Here is a 14,562-nt window from a genome sequence, read left to right as displayed (position 1 = left end):
ATAGTTTCAGTATACAAACAGAAAGGCCGTTTCGCCCTGCGGGCGTCGAATAACTGTTTATGTGATTAAACTAACCGCTTTTCAACGGATAAAAAAGCAGGACTATCATCCACGCGCACAAAAAAATAGCCACCCTGCGGCGGCTATTTTCAGATTTTTAGGGCGTTTTTTTGCGTTACGGCGTTTCGACCGGCGCAGTGCCCAACGCCGGCGGCTCGCTGGCGAAACCGCGCAGCCCCACCACGTGTACATGCTCGTGGTTCTGGAACACCTTACGCACCAGTTTATAGGTGGTGCCCTTCTCCGGACTGATGTTTTCCGGCGCCGCGATGATAAGCTGCATCTCCAGACGGTCGCACAGCTCGAACAGCGTGGCGATCGATTTGGCATCCAGACGCGCCGCTTCATCGAGGAACAGCAGGCGGCACGGCGAGATGTCTTTACCGCGCAGACGACGGGATTCTTCTTCCCAGCTCTGCACCACCATCACCAGGATTGACATCCCGGTACCGATGGCTTCACCGGTAGACAGCGCGCCACTTTCCGCACGCAGCCAGCCGTCGGAACCGCGATATACCTCCACCTCCATCTCCAGGTAGTTGCGGTAATCGAGCAACTCCTCGCCGATGGTCTGCGGCGTGCGCTGCCCCATGTCGATCTGCGGATTCAGGCGCTGGTACAGCTTGGCCAACGCTTCGGAGAAGGTCAGGCGGTTGCTGTTGAACAGATCCTGATGCTGTTCCTGCTGTTCGGAGAGCACGTCCAACAGGGTGGCGTGTGCTTCTCGCACGTTGACGTTCAGGCGCACGCTCTTCACCTGGCCGAAGGCAACGGCCTGCAGCCCCTGGTTCAGCATGCGAATGCGGTTCTGTTCGCGCTGAATGGTTTTGCGGATGATGTTGGCCACGCTTTTCGAACTGATCGCCAGCTTCTGCTCGCGCGCGGTCAGCTCTTCGGTCAGACGGCCCAGCTCGATCTCCATCTGCTCGATGGCCTCGACCGGATCGTCGGTACGGATGATATCCTGGCGGATACGCTCGCGCAGGTGCTGGTAGACCGCGATATAGAACTGAATTTTACGCTCCGGCCGCTTCGGATCTTCCGACAGGCGCAGCACGTCGCGCAGGTGTTCGTTGTCCGCTACCGCCAGACGCAGCGCACCGAGCGCCTTATCCGACATCGAACGCAGTTCGTCGCCATCCATATACGCCAACTCGCGGCGATGCAGGCGGCGTTCCACGCCGTTGTCTTTCACCAGGCGCATCACCGCGCACCATCCCGCCTTGGCGGTCACCACCTGCTCGCGCAGCTGATGATAGTCGCGTTCCAGCTTGCGCAGTTTCTTCTGCAGGCCATCCATTTCGGCTTCGCAGAAGGTTAGCTGTTTCTCCAGCTGATTGCGACGAGCGCGGTTGTTGCTCAGCGCCGCATGCAGTTCGTCGCGACGCTGGCGCGCGCGCGCTTCGGCGTTGGCGTCGGCCTGCACGCCGATGTCCACCAGTTCCTGGCTCAGCTCTTTCAGCATGTCGCGCTTGGCTTCGTACGAGCTTTTCAGCGAGGCCAGCACCTGGCTGTACTGAGTGAACTGGGTTTGATACTGACGCAGCTGCTCGCGGGCGCGGGCGCGTTCGGCTTCCGCCTGCTCCAGACGCTGACGCAGCTTGTCGTTGAGATCGTTGTTGGCATTCTGCATACCGGCGGAGTCGGTATAGCTGAAGTGCGCACGACGCTGCACCACTTCAGTCAACGCGAACGCCTGCTGTTTAGCCTGACGCTGCACGCTTTGCGCCTGCGCGTAGTCCTGTTGCAGCTGTTCATGCTGCTGCGGATCGCTTTGCAGCACCGACAGTAGCGGCTCCAGCTTGGTCAGCGATACGCCATGCTGTTGAATATGACGCGCGGCGTCCTGTGCTTCTTCCAGCTCTTCGCGGATTTCGTCGACGCGATCCTGCAGCGTTTCGTCGTTCAGCAACGATACCAGCGGCATCAGGCGGTTGAGCGCGGAAATGCCCTCTTTGGCCTGATCGTACTGCTGACGCTGCTGCTGGTTCTGCGCTTCGTGGTTGTTCAGCGCGCGCTCGATCTCACCGCGACGGCCGTTCAGGCCGCGGATCTCCGCTTCCGGGTCGGCGTCGAACGCCACCGCCAGATGGGTACCGATAAAGCGGCTGAAAGCCTGGTGCGAACGCTGGGTTTTCTGCACGTCGAACGACAGCGTGGCGTAGCGTTCCGCCAGCGTTTCACGCTCGGCATGCAGCACTTCCAGGCGGTTTTCGCGCGCCGCACGGCCGAACAGCGGCACTTCCGGATAGCGGGAATAACGCCACTGGCGATCGGCGATTTTCACCACCACCGCTTTGTCCTGCTCTTCGACGGCGAACACGCTGTCATCGAACGACTGCGGATCCCCTTCGATCAGGTAAAGATCTTCCGGGCAATCTTCCAGCCCTTCCAGCATCTCGCGCACCAACGACAGATCCGGCACCACGATGGCGTGGCGCGAAGGGCCGTACAGCGCCGAGAAGTAAGGCGCGTCGTCGATGGTAACGTCATCGTAAATTTCCGACAGCAGCACGCCGCCGAAACGCTCGGCCAACGTGACCAGGCGCTGATCTTCCGCGCCGCCCGGCTGGCTGAGACGTTCGATCTGCGCTTCCACTTCACGCTTGCGGGCCGCCACTTCGTCGCGCTCGACGGTGGTTTCGCGCTCGCGCTCCAGCAGCTGCTGCATGTATTCGGTCACCTGCTGGCTGTTTTCCAGCGGCTCTCCGCTCTGATCGCTGAGCTGGCCCAGGGCGTCCTGCGCCGCCAGCCACACCGGGGCGCGCGCCGTCAGCTCACGGATGCGCTGCTGGATCTGCTCCAGCTCCTGGCGCATCTCCATGCGGCGTTCGCCGGCTTCGCTGACGTTCTGCGACAGCGCTTCCAGGCGCTCTTCCAGCTCCTGCTGCAGCATGTCGAGATCGTCAGGCTGGTACTCTTGGCCATGGCGCTTGCAAAACTCTTGCAGCAGGCGCTCGGCGTCCTGCTGCGAGCGCAGGCGCTGTTCCAGTTCGCTCAGGCGCAGGCGCAGCGGCTGAACGCGCTCGGCGAGGTGTTGCTGCGAAGGCCAGTCGCGCAGCAATTCGCGCGCGCACTGCCAGGCTTCGCTGCGGCTGACTTGGCCGGCGATTTTACCCACCAGCTGATAGGCCTGTTCGAACTGACCGTGCGCGGCGTCGGCCACGCTCAACTTCTGTTCCAGCATCAGCAGCGCTTCAGTCGCTTCCTGCTCGCGGGCCTGGAAGGTATCCAGCCACTGCTCGGCGTTGTCGGCGGTCAGATCCGGCAGTTGGCACAGCGCGCGCGCGCGCTCCAACGCCTGCAGCGCCTGCTGATACTGAATGGCGCGGGTCTGCTGCACGTCGAGCGCCTGCTGGTAGTCGGCCAGCTGGCTCTTCAGCTCATCCACTTCCAGCTCGGCCGCTTCGGCACGCGCTTCGTTTTCGGCCTGCTGTTCGCTCGCCTCGGCCACCACTTCGTTCTGCTCTTCCAGACGGTAGGTCAGCTCTTCCAGATCGGCTTCATAGCGTTCGATCTTCTCCTGCTGACGCATCGCCGTCTGCACCAGATTCAGGTGGTCGCTGGCGGCCTGGTAATCGGTTTCCAAATCGGATTCGGCACCGCTCTGCTCGCTCAGCTCGCGCGCCATTTCCACATGGCGATACTGTTCGGCGGCCAGCTGCTTGCGGCTGCCCAACAGATCGCTGCGCAGCGCCAGTGCGCCGTCCAGATGGATGCGGCGTTCGTTGGCGTGGCGCATATAGTCCGCCGCCACATAAGAGGTGGCCTCGGAGATCAAATGTTTGAACAGGTCGCGATCCGACTGGGTGACGCGGATCGCCTCCAGCGTCATGCGGTTCTCGCGCAACGCCGCTTCCATGTCCTGGAACGCCTTGCGCACGCCGCTGTTTTCCGGCAGCAGGTAATCGCGCAGCGAGCGGGTGATGGCGCTGGAGATACCGCCATACAGCGACGCTTCGATCAGACGGTAGAACTTGCTGCGATCGGCGGACGAACGCAGGCGTTTCGGGATCACGCCCAGATCGAACATCAGCGAGTGGTAATCGGTGATGGAGTTGAACTGCTTGAACTGCACGCCCTCCATCTCTTCCACGCGCTCTTTCAATTCTTGCAGCGACAGCACGCGCGCCTGACGCTCACCCACCGTCTGGGTCAGCAGCTCGGTCGGCTGTACTGCAGTCGGCAGGCCCTGGATGGTGAAAGGCTTGATATCGACCTTGCGATCGCGCCCCGCCACCTGCTGCAGACGCACGCCAACCACCACGCGCTGGTGTCGCGAGTTGACGACATCGAGGGTGGAGTAACACACGCCGGCGCGCAGCTTGCCGTGCAGGCCTTTGTCACGCGAACCGCTGGTGGCGCCCGCTTCGGTGGTGTTACGGAAGTGCAGCAACGTCAGATCGGGAATCAATGCGGTGACGAAAGCCGCCATGGTGGTGGATTTCCCCGCCCCGTTACCGCCGGACAGCGTGGTCACCAACTCATCGAGATCAAAGGTGCGGGCGAAGAAGCCGTTCCAGTTAACCAGCGTCAGCGAGCGAAATTTACCGCGTTCAATCATTCCTGTTCATCCTCTGCACCGTCAGGAGCGTTATCAACCTGCTGATCCTCAGCGTCATTCTCATCGTTCAGCAACAGGCTGGTTTCAACCGGCATCGCCTCGCCGTCGCGAATCATGCGCAGCTGTGCTTCACGCGGATCGTCGCCGCTGCGCACGTCGGCGCCAAAGCGGAACACCGCCTCGGTAATGCGGAACTTGCTGCTGTCATTGCCCATGAAATAGACCATGCCGAGACGGCGCAGGCGGTTCAGCGAGGTGCGCACCTTTTCGTGCAGCTTCTGCCGATCGAGATCCGAACCGGTGGAACGCTGGTTGACGAACTTCAACAGTTTGTTCTCATCGGCCAGGCTCAGCAGCTCGTCGTACAGCTCCTGATGGCTGAAGATACCTTCATGCGCCAGGCGCTCGGGGCTGAGATACAGGTAGCACAAGATCTTGCCGACCATCATATCCAGCTCGGACAGCACCGAACGCGGGATCAGCGTGGTGGAGCGCGGGCGCAAATAGAAGAAGCCTTCCGGCGCCCGAATCAGCTCGACGCTGTAACGGTTGTAAAACTCTTCCAGCTCATCCTGGAAATCCATTAAAAAGGCGTGGTTGTCCAGCTCATCGATACCGATGTGACGACCCGCGCGCAGTTGGCTGTCCAGCGCCGGGAACAGCGAGTTGGACAGCGCCTTGGCCAGTTTGACTGGCATTACTTGTTCAATATTTGTCGATGACATGGGCCTGGACCTTGGCTCCGTAATCATTGATTGCCTGCCATTCCGCCGGCAACCCTGAGAAATCTGCTTCAGCCACACCGAGGCGCACTGCCTGGTCGACCACTAAACGTGCCACGTCGAAATGACGCGCACGCGGATATTGCGCCAGGTAATCGCGCATCACCGCTGCAAGGTTGAGCGGCATCTGCTGTTCCTGGTACACCTTCAGCGCTTCTTCGATCATCGCCGCCAGCTGTTCGCGAATTTCGCTGAACTCTTCGAACTCCAGATCCGGCGGCAGTTCCCCGGTCACTTCCTCACTGCGCAGCGCCAGTTCTTCGTCGCGCATGTCCAGCAGACGATCGGCATTAGCATGGGTCAGCGCCCACGGGTGGTCGAAATAGGTTTGCACCGACTGGCGCAGGCGTTGGGCGAACACGCGGTTTTTATCCATATCGATAGCGGTACGGATAAATTTGTGCACGTGACGATCGTAGCCGATCCACAGGTCGATCGCCTGCTGGCCCCAGCTGATGATGCGATCCAGCTTGCTCTGCAGATCGAACACCAGCTTGTCGACGAAGCCCAGCTCCACGTTGCCGAGGGTTGCGTCCTGGATGCGCAACAGATTGGCCTGCAGCTTATCGCCCGCCGCATCCAGCGTATCCTGCAGCTCGCGCAGGGTGCCTGAGGTTTCCGACAACAGCATTTCACAGCTGGAGATCGCCGCCCGCCAGTCTTTGCTCAGCAGCGCCGCGATGTCGTTTTTCACGCTCTGCTGCTGTTCATCCATCACGCGTTGCGTCATGTCGATGCTGTCGAAGATTTCCGCCACCGAATATTTCAACGGCGCGAACACGTTGCGGTGCCAATGGAAATCGTCGCCGCCTTCGTCGGCGGCGTCGGCGGCGCGCTTCAGTTCCTGCGCCACGATCGACAGCTGCATCGACAAGCGCAGCGTGGAGAATTCGCGTTGGCGAATATAGTAATCGGTAATGCCGATACCCAACGGCGTCAGGCGGTAAATCGCATTACCGTCTGCCAGTTCGCTGGTAAAGCGGTTCAACAGGCGCTGGCGCACCATGTCGTTGATCGCATTGTTGGCGCGCATCGCCACCGTTTCATGCGTCTGTTCAAAACCTTTGCTGACATGGCGAAATGCATCAACCAGCTCACCTTCGCTCATCTCGCCGTCCAGCCGTTCGCCATTCAGGGTGGCGATGGCGAGCAGAAATGCGAGACGCTCCGTAGGGAGCGAAATAGAGAAATCATTTTTCCGTGCCCAGGCGACCAGTTCGGGTACTGTCTGGGAAAATTCACTCATAGTTCGTCCTTCAGGTTTGGTTTATGCGCCATGACGTGAATATAGCGCCCCAAACTCACGTACGGCTCCTGCCGGCAATAGTGCTGTTCAAGCGCCAGTAACTCTTCAAATTTTTGTGTTTGCAGCTGTCTGCTCTGCAGATAGTCGTGGAACACCCGCACGCCGGTTTTGCCGCTGATGCGCATGCCCAGCTGTTCCAGCCAGCCGTAGACCAATAGCGGATCGTGCGGATATTGCGGCGACAGCGAACGCTTGCGGCGCCGCCTGACCTCGGGATCCACCAGTTGGAAGTTACCCAACACCACGTTGCGCATCAAGAGGCCGTTGGCGTTGAAGAACATCAGCGACAGCGCGCCCCCCGGCGTCAGGCAGTCATACAACGCCTCCAGCGCCGCTTCGGGTTCGGCGATCCATTCAAGCACTGCATGAAACAATATCAGATCAACCGGCTGTTCCAAATGTTGAGCAATATCCTGCGCAGAACTTTGTACGAATTGCATGTTCTGGCTCACACCTTTCTGCTCCGCCAGCTGCGCAGCGCGCTGGATCATCTCACCAGAAAGATCGCACAACAACACCTGATGTCCTAATTCTGCCAGTTGGCAGGCCATATGGCCTTCACCGCCCCCGGCGTCGAGGATACGCAGCGGCCGCTGCGGCAACTGCGCCAGCAACCCGGTCAGATCCTGCCAAACCACCGCCTGGCGGATTTTTCCTTTGGTGGTGCCGTAAATATTACGCGCAAATTTTTCAGCAATATCGTCAAAATTGCGATCCTGCATGGACAACGGCTCCGCTGATCTCATTCTTGTCGGCGGCAAAGCGCACGCCCATTCAAACCTGCTATTTTGGCACAGACTGGCTTAGAATGTATCTTCTTGCGGCCTGTTTATGCCTGGATGCCGCTTTTTCACCCAAAAGGATCTGATTTTCGATGCTGTTCAACCTGAAAAAGTTCTTTGGCGCCATGCTGATGCCGCTGCCGCTGTTGATGCTGCTGATGGGGCTGGCGCTGCTGCTGCTGTGGTTCACCCGCTGGCAAAAAAGCGGTAAGACGATTTTTACGCTGAGCTGGCTGTTTTTACTGCTTTTCAGCCTGCAGCCGGTGGCCGACCGGCTGCTGCGGCCGATCGAAGCCCAATACCAGACTTATCGCGGCAACGATCCGGTCAGTTACATCGTGGTGTTGGGCGGGGGCTATACCTACAATCCCGATTGGGCGCCCAGCTCGAATTTGCTCGGCAACAGCCTGCCGCGCGTGACGGAAGGCGTGCGGCTTTACCTTGCGCATCCCGGCGCCAGAATGGTGTTTACCGGCGCATCCGCCGGAAGCATGCAAAGCAACGCCGCCACGGCGGCGCTGGTGGCCGAAAGCCTGGGCGTGCCGCGCAGCGATATGGTGATCCTGAGGGAACCGCGCGATACCGAGGAAGAAGCCGCTCAGGTCGCCAAGTTGGTCGGCGAGCAACCGTTCATTCTGGTGACCTCCGCCAACCATCTGCCGCGCGCCATGCGCTTCTTCGAGGCGAAAGGCCTGCACCCGATCCCGGCGCCGGCCAACCAGTTGGCGATCGACTCGCCGCTGAATATCTGGGATCGCGCCACGCCGTCGTCGATGTTCCTCGGCCATACCGAGCGCGCCTGGTATGAAACGCTGGGCAGCCTGTGGCAATGGCTGAAAGGCGCGGATCACGCCGGCGCCGAGTAAGTTCCGTTCAACCGGCCAGCCAGGGCAGCAGCTGTTGCGACGCAGAGTCGAACGGCCGCCGCTCCAGCTGGCCGGTATGTATCAAACGCCCTACCGCTTCCCACACCACGTACAGCCAGCGTCGCGCCAGGAATGAATCGGCGACCGGCGCCCGCTGCAGATAGCTGAACAGCAGTTGGCTGGGCATGCCCGCCTCGCAAAGGCGGAAAAGATCGTATTCGCGCGGTGCCCACAGCACCACGCCGGGATTCAGCATCGCCAGCAGCTGATCGGTTTTGGGATCTTTCAGCATGCTGCGCAGCGACAGGTTGCCATGCACCAGCACGCAGGGATCGTCGAAACCGACGAAGAAATGGGTCAGCGCTTCGCGCGTGCGGTACAGCAAACGCCGATCCGCCATGGTCAACTGCGGCGTATTGAGATTGACCACCGTCGCCCACAGCACTTCGACCCGCTGCTGATACCAGCAAAACCAGTCGTTCTCCTGCGTACTATCGACGCTGCCTACGCTGCCGTGACTGTCGATGCGGTGCCAGGCCAACATCCCATCGACGATCTGCTCCATCAGCATGTTCCAGCGATCCGGCGAACGTGTCGGCGCTTCGACCGATACGCCGCGCAGGCGCTCGATCAGCAAAATTTCCTTATACGGCGCCTGGTGGGTGCATACCACGCCGTACACCGTGGGCAGACGAATATCCCCGTCGCGCGCCAGCATCGACAGCTTGTAAGCCTCTTGCTGGGCGATGCCCTGACAGATAAAGCTTTTCGCCATCAGCGGCATGGCGTTGCCCTGCCGATCGTACAAGGAATACATATGTGCGTAAGGCTGCTCGCTCATCCGTTCCAGCCGGCTGATGGACTCACCCAGCACAATGCTCAGTTCGGCGCGTAACTGCTCCATAAAGCATTCACCTCAGGCTAATAAGGGGGATGCGTAACATCATCGAACGGTGAGCGGAAAAATACTTCAACGCAGATCAACAAAACGGGGATCAGATAGGGGGTATTGCATCGTCGGCGCGTTGCGCGGCGCGCCGACGAACTCAGGCTCAGGGTTGAATGCTGTCGCGCACGCGCTGGAGATCTTCCGGCGTATCGACCCCCACGCTCGGGATCGCTTTCGCGACCGCCACGTGGATTTTTTCACCGTACCACAGTACGCGCAGCTGTTCCAACAGCTCGATCTGCTCCAGCTGACTTGGCGCCCAGCTGACATAGCGGCGCACGAAGCCGGCGCGGTAAGCGTAGATACCGATGTGACGCAACAGGCTGTCGCCGATGCTCTCTTTCGACGCGGCGAAACGCTCGCGATCCCACGGAATGGTGGCGCGCGAAAAGTAGAGCGCATAACCCTGCGCATCCATCACGACCTTCACCGCATTAGGATTGAAAGCTTCTTCGGCGCTGTCGATCGGCACCGCCAGCGTCGCCATGCCGGCCTGGCTGCCCGCCAGGTTCTCCGCCACCTGCCGCACGATCACCGGCGGGATCAGCGGCTCATCGCCCTGCACGTTGACAATGATCTGGTCGTCGGCAAAGCCGTAATGCGCGATCACTTCCGCCAAACGCTCGGTGCCGGAATGATGATCCGGACTGGTCATGCACACTTCACCGCCGGCGGCTTCCACCGCTTTGGCGACTTCAGGGTGATCGGTCGCCACGATGACGCGGCTAGCGCCGGACTCACGGGCGCGCTCCATCACGTGCACCACCATCGGTTTGCCGTGAATATCGGCCAGCGGTTTGCCCGGCAAACGGGTCGAGGCGTAGCGAGCGGGAATAATAGCGATAAAACTCATGCGTGCTTCTCGTCCAGCGACAGCGCACGCGCTTCATTTTCCAACAGCACCGGAATGCCGTCGCGCAGCGGGTAAGCCAGCCCGTCCGCTTTGCACACCAGTTCCTGGTTTTCTTTATTGAAATAGAGTTTGCCGTTGCATACCGGGCAGGCAACGATTTCGAGTAAACGGTGGTCCATGCATCCTCCGCAAGGGGATAGGTCATCTGGGAAAGGGGATGAGGATAGCATAACGTCCGGCCTCAGGTTAATCACCGGCGGCGTCCACCCGCCGATATTTCCTCACGACGCCGGCGCAACGGCTTGAACTGCGGCGCATCCCGGCGTAGAATTTTGTGATACAAATCACAAAAAGGCAGTGATACGTGATCAAACGTCTGCATAAAATCATCGCTCTGTTCGCTAACTACAGCCACTGAGCCCCTTTGTAACGAGCGGCGCGGTACTTCGTTTTACCCCACCGACGGCGTCGCTCGTTATCCCACTTCCCAGCCAGCTCCCCATTCAGCGGCCAGCGCCGCCGGAATGTCACCCAGCGCTACGCGTTGCGCACCGTGCCATTTGGCCGTGCGCGCGATGGCTTGCCGGATATCCTGCGCCCGCTGTTTGCCGAAGCGCACCTGCGACTCGGCATGGAAACTGATGATCTCGAATACGCCCTGGCGGCGGTGTGCCTTGGCGTCAATTCGCCCCACCAGCTCACCGCGATGCAGCACCGGCAACGTGAAGTAACCGTAGCGGCGTTTTTCTTTCGGCGTGTAACACTCCAGACGATAGTCAAAGCCGAACAGCTCCAGCGCACGGCGGCGATCCCAAACCACCGGATCAAAAGGCGACAGCAGGCTGGTGACCGTCGATTTGAGCTTGCCCTGCTCCGCCAGCGGCAGCAGTTCCGCCAGTGATTCATGCACATAGAACTGCCCTTCCAGCTCCGCTACCCGCACCGGCGTAATCTCTCCCTGCTCCTGCAACTCGGCCAGCAAGGCTTTTGGCGCCACGCGCTTCAAGCGATAATAATCCGCCAACCATTCGGCGCGAAAAATGCCCAGATAGCGGCAGGTACGGTGCAGCATCTGTCGGCGCGCCTGCTCTACAGGCAGCGTATGGCGCGCATCGTCCCAGGCCGGAAGCAGCCTTTCGGTCAGATCGTAAACCCGGTGGAAGTTGCGGCGTTCGGTCACCATCAGTTTGCCGGCAGTAAACAGGATCTCCAGGTGCCGTTTCTCCGGCTTCCAGTCCCACCACCCGCTGTTGCCCTTCTTCTCGGCGCTGAAATCCGCGGAACGCACCGGCCCCTGTCGTTCGATGTGCCGCAACAGACTTTCCATCGCCGCTTGATGCTGCCGCACCCAGTCGGCGGAGTATTTCCAACCCATGTCATGGGGCGCCAACATGCGATGTCGCAACAGACCAAAATCCTCGATCGGCAGGAAGCAGGCCTCGTGCGCCCAATATTCGAACAGCTGGCGGCCGGCGAGCGCCTGCTCCAGCCATTCCGGCTGATAGGCCCCCAGGCGGCTGAACAACACCAGATACGGGCTGCGGGCGACAACGCTAATGGTATCGATTTGTAACAGCCCCATGCGCCGGATCGCGCTCACGACGTCATCGGGCCGAGCCTGGCGTTTAAGCGGAGAAAGCAACCCCTGGGCGGCAAGGTGCAGCGCGCGAGCGGCGGTAAGGGAAATCATCGGGGTGGTCATCCTGATATCCGTGACGAGTAGGCAATGGCCTGATAATAGTGGATATCGAGGGATTTATCTTCGCCAGTGCATGCGGGTGGCGACACCGGCACTGGCGAGGAAGGAGGGTGCGATCAGAACGCGATAACGTCTGCCGCGGACAGCCCATGCGAGCTGCGATAGATCGAGAACTCAACGTTCTGACCTTCGTTCAACGACTTATTTTTGGTGTTGGCGATAGCGTTGCGATTGACATAGATTTCGTCGCTGCCATCTACCGGTGAAATAAAACCATAGCCTTCGGCCTGATTAAACCATTTCACACGGCCCATTTTTAACACGGTATTTTTAAACATAACTGATATCCTTTTACTTGAGCATCCTTGACAACGTCATTTTTTATATTGTCTGGACGCTACCAGCCCATCCTAAAGTTTTTCGTAACAAACCTCTCGTGAGCAAAAAATAAAAAACCCGCACTAAGGCGGGCTTGTTGAACTTAATATCTTCCGCATGACTCAGCGCTGAGGCGTCACCATGGTTGTATTAAGATCTCTTATACGCGTTCCCTGTATTCTTACAGAGCAACAACGTTGGCGGCAGCCGGCCCGCGCGGGCTGTCCTGGATGGTGTACTCGACACGCTGGCCTTCAGCCAGGGTCTTGAAACCGTCGGTCATGATTGCGGAGAAGTGTACGAATACATCTTTGCCGCCGTCGTTCTGCTCAATGAAACCAAAACCTTTGCTTTCGTTGAACCACTTAACCTGACCAGTCTTCTTAGACATTACATTTACCTTTAAATATATTTACAAAACCTGCCATAAGAGGCAATTGGGGCCATTTCAGAAACATTACTTATGGGAGGTACTTAGAAGGTTCGTCTTTGAAGCGGAATCGGATGATAACGTTTTTGGAGGAACTGCTTAACTCTAAACTCGAACATAAATAGGTCTGGATTACAGGCCGACTTGCATTTACTCATAAAAATGATGAATGCACAAGAGGTTTATTGCATTAAATTCGCCATTACGCCGAATTTATTTTTATCCTGCTGAATATACATGAATTAATTTATCGTTCGCCGCAGCCCATCCGCCGCATCCGCCCCCTCGCCAGGGCATCCTTTGCCCGTCCGTACGCTGCAAATGAGAGCTAACGCATAAAACTCTAATATGCTTGGCGCGTCTATAACAAATCCCAAATCAGATGGCTAAACTTGAGGGGAAAACAAGGCAGACGGCTTTTTCGCCAGCACTTTTGCCGCTAAAAACACGATTTTTCAGATTATGCTGAATCAAGGAGCTATGCGCATGACCGCCCAGCAGTTCGTTTCACCTAATGAAATCCGCGCCAGATTCTCTCACGCCATGTCGGACATGTACCAAAAAGAGGTACCGCTGTACGGCGATCTGCTGGAACTGGTGGCGGAAACCAACCGACAGGTTCTGCGCGAAGATGCCGCACTGGCCCATCAACTGCAAATTACCGGCGAGATCGAGCGCCTGGCGATGGAGCGCCACGGCGCAATCCGCGTCGGCACCGCGGACGAGTTGGCCACCCTGCGCCGCCTGTTCCGGGTGATGGGCATGGCGCCGGTCGGCTACTATGATCTGTCGGTGGCGGGCGTTCCGGTGCACTCCACCGCCTTTCGCGCCGTACACGAAGACGCGCTGCAGGTCAGCCCATTCCGCGTATTCACCTCACTGCTGCGCCTGGAACTGATTGAAGATCTCGCGCTGCGTGAGCTGGCCGAGCGCTTGCTGGCGCGCCGCCGCATCTTTACCGAACGCGCGCTGGAACTGATCGCGCTGCAAGAAACGCAAGGCGGATTGAACGAAGCGCAGGCGCAAGAGTTTGTCGAGCAAGCGCTGGAAACCTTCCGCTGGCACAATCAGGCGACGGTCAGCGCCGAAGAATACCGACAGTTGCACGATCAACATCGCCTGATCGCCGACGTGGTGGCGTTTAAAGGGCCGCATATCAACCACCTGACGCCGCGCACGCTGGATATCGATCGCGTTCAGCAGGCGATGCCCGGCCGCGGCATTACGCCTAAGGCGGTTATCGAGGGCCCGCCGCGCCGCCGCCGTGCAATCCTGCTGCGCCAAACCAGCTTCAAAGCATTGGAGGAAAGCGTCGATTTCGTTGAGCGAGATGGCCACGCCGTCGCCGGTCACCATACCGCACGCTTCGGCGAAATCGAACAGCGCGGCGTGGCGCTGACACCTAAAGGCCGTGAACTCTACGATCGCCTGCTGCAAGCGACCAACGATGCGCTGCAGGCGCCGCCGAGCGAGAAAAATGCGGAACGCTACTATCAACTGCTGGAAGAAAACTTCCGGGCGTTTCCGGATGATTACGCCACGCTGCGCGAGCAGCAGCTGGCCTGGTTCCGCTACTTCCCGACCGAATGCGGCCTGGCGGCCAAAGAATCGCTGGATAAACACAGCACGCTGGAGCAGTTGATCGCGAAAGAACACGTTCGCTTCCAACCGCTGGTGTATGAAGATTTTCTACCGGTCAGCGCTGCGGGGATTTTCCAGTCGAATCTGGGGGACAGCCGCCACGCGCAGTACAACGCGGTTTCCAGCCGGGCGGCGTTTGAACAAGCGTTGGGCAGTGAGGTGATCGATGAACTGGCGCTGTATCAGCAGACCCAGCAGCGTTCGCTGGAGGCCTGCGCACAAGCCCTGGGGCTTGTCACGCTGGCATCCTGA

General features: G+C 59.1%; 12 protein-coding genes. 2 read left to right on the top strand and 10 right to left on the bottom strand.

Annotated features, from left to right (window positions below; all coding sequences use genetic code 11):
- Positions 1-175: 175 nt before the first annotated feature.
- Genes mukB through cmoM form a run of 4 tightly spaced genes read right to left on the bottom strand, consistent with a single transcriptional unit; the run spans position 176 to position 7,434 of the window.
- Entirely contained in the window at positions 176-4,624 is a 4,449-nt protein-coding gene (mukB, locus tag GKN89_RS09790; protein ID WP_019454530.1) for a chromosome partition protein MukB, read from the bottom strand.
- Entirely contained in the window at positions 4,621-5,349 is a 729-nt protein-coding gene (gene mukE / locus GKN89_RS09785) for a chromosome partition protein MukE (RefSeq protein WP_025159676.1), read from the bottom strand. Before mukE ends, mukB begins: the two co-directional genes overlap by 4 nt.
- Positions 5,330-6,652 (bottom strand): chromosome partition protein MukF, encoded by a 1,323-nt coding sequence (gene mukF, locus GKN89_RS09780; protein WP_004928228.1) that lies wholly within the window; start codon positions 6,650-6,652, stop codon positions 5,330-5,332. Before mukF ends, mukE begins: the two co-directional genes overlap by 20 nt.
- On the bottom strand, positions 6,649-7,434 hold the full coding sequence (cmoM, locus tag GKN89_RS09775; protein ID WP_019454532.1) for a tRNA uridine 5-oxyacetic acid(34) methyltransferase CmoM: 786 nt from the start codon (positions 7,432-7,434) through the stop codon (positions 6,649-6,651). The genes mukF and cmoM overlap by 4 nt, the downstream gene beginning before the upstream one ends.
- Positions 7,435-7,586: 152 nt before the next feature.
- On the opposite strand from cmoM, the gene elyC reads away from it, so the two are divergent.
- Positions 7,587-8,360: an envelope biogenesis factor ElyC gene (elyC, locus tag GKN89_RS09770; RefSeq protein WP_154746873.1), complete on the top strand. Its 774-nt coding sequence runs from the start codon at positions 7,587-7,589 to the stop codon at positions 8,358-8,360.
- Positions 8,361-8,367: 7 nt separating this feature from the next.
- Here elyC and GKN89_RS09765 read toward each other — a convergent pair whose 3' ends face one another.
- From GKN89_RS09765 to GKN89_RS09740, 6 genes are all read right to left on the bottom strand, one after another.
- Positions 8,368-9,264 (bottom strand): YcbJ family phosphotransferase, encoded by an 897-nt coding sequence (locus GKN89_RS09765; RefSeq protein ID WP_154746872.1) that lies wholly within the window; start codon positions 9,262-9,264, stop codon positions 8,368-8,370.
- Between the two features lie 148 nt (positions 9,265-9,412).
- Positions 9,413-10,162 (bottom strand): 3-deoxy-manno-octulosonate cytidylyltransferase, encoded by a 750-nt coding sequence (gene kdsB / locus GKN89_RS09760; RefSeq protein WP_019454535.1) that lies wholly within the window; start codon positions 10,160-10,162, stop codon positions 9,413-9,415.
- A complete protein-coding gene (locus tag GKN89_RS09755) occupies positions 10,159-10,341 on the bottom strand; it encodes a Trm112 family protein (RefSeq protein ID WP_004928237.1) in 183 nt (60 codons plus the stop codon). Before GKN89_RS09755 ends, kdsB begins: the two co-directional genes overlap by 4 nt.
- A 296-nt stretch (positions 10,342-10,637) precedes the next feature.
- A complete protein-coding gene (locus GKN89_RS09750; RefSeq protein ID WP_154746871.1) occupies positions 10,638-11,864 on the bottom strand; it encodes a winged helix-turn-helix domain-containing protein in 1,227 nt (408 codons plus the stop codon).
- A gap of 113 nt (positions 11,865-11,977) precedes the next feature.
- Entirely contained in the window at positions 11,978-12,199 is a 222-nt protein-coding gene (locus GKN89_RS09745; protein WP_004928241.1) for a cold-shock protein, read from the bottom strand.
- Between the two features lie 221 nt (positions 12,200-12,420).
- Entirely contained in the window at positions 12,421-12,630 is a 210-nt protein-coding gene (locus GKN89_RS09740) for a cold shock domain-containing protein (RefSeq protein WP_019454537.1), read from the bottom strand.
- 525 nt (positions 12,631-13,155) lie between these two features.
- On the opposite strand from GKN89_RS09740, the gene GKN89_RS09735 reads away from it, so the two are divergent.
- Positions 13,156-14,562, top strand: a complete 1,407-nt coding sequence (locus tag GKN89_RS09735) for a VOC family protein (protein ID WP_154746870.1) — start codon at positions 13,156-13,158, stop codon at positions 14,560-14,562.

The sequence above is a fragment of the Serratia sp. YC16 genome (genome assembly GCF_009707615.1).
In the GTDB taxonomy this organism is placed as follows: Bacteria; Pseudomonadota; Gammaproteobacteria; order Enterobacterales; family Enterobacteriaceae; genus Serratia; species Serratia surfactantfaciens.
Note: the sequence above shows the minus strand (reverse complement) of the source record. Positions and strands in the feature narration are given on the sequence as shown.

Bases quoted from the DNA above. Each gene is read 5' to 3' on its own strand.
- mukB (WP_019454530.1), bottom strand. From the start codon at position 4,624: ATGATTGAACGCGGTAAATTTCGCTCGCTGACGCTGGTTAACTGGAAC.
- GKN89_RS09745 (WP_004928241.1), bottom strand. From the start codon at position 12,199: ATGTTTAAAAATACCGTGTTAAAAATGGGCCGTGTGAAATGGTTTAAT.
- elyC (WP_154746873.1), top strand. From the start codon at position 7,587: ATGCTGTTCAACCTGAAAAAGTTCTTTGGCGCCATGCTGATGCCGCTG.
- GKN89_RS09750 (WP_154746871.1), bottom strand. From the start codon at position 11,864: ATGACCACCCCGATGATTTCCCTTACCGCCGCTCGCGCGCTGCACCTT.
- GKN89_RS09755 (WP_004928237.1), bottom strand. From the start codon at position 10,341: ATGGACCACCGTTTACTCGAAATCGTTGCCTGCCCGGTATGCAACGGC.
- mukF (WP_004928228.1), bottom strand. From the start codon at position 6,652: ATGAGTGAATTTTCCCAGACAGTACCCGAACTGGTCGCCTGGGCACGG.
- GKN89_RS09735 (WP_154746870.1), top strand. From the start codon at position 13,156: ATGACCGCCCAGCAGTTCGTTTCACCTAATGAAATCCGCGCCAGATTC.
- mukE (WP_025159676.1), bottom strand. From the start codon at position 5,349: ATGTCATCGACAAATATTGAACAAGTAATGCCAGTCAAACTGGCCAAG.
- cmoM (WP_019454532.1), bottom strand. From the start codon at position 7,434: ATGCAGGATCGCAATTTTGACGATATTGCTGAAAAATTTGCGCGTAAT.
- GKN89_RS09765 (WP_154746872.1), bottom strand. From the start codon at position 9,264: ATGGAGCAGTTACGCGCCGAACTGAGCATTGTGCTGGGTGAGTCCATC.
- GKN89_RS09740 (WP_019454537.1), bottom strand. From the start codon at position 12,630: ATGTCTAAGAAGACTGGTCAGGTTAAGTGGTTCAACGAAAGCAAAGGT.
- kdsB (WP_019454535.1), bottom strand. From the start codon at position 10,162: ATGAGTTTTATCGCTATTATTCCCGCTCGCTACGCCTCGACCCGTTTG.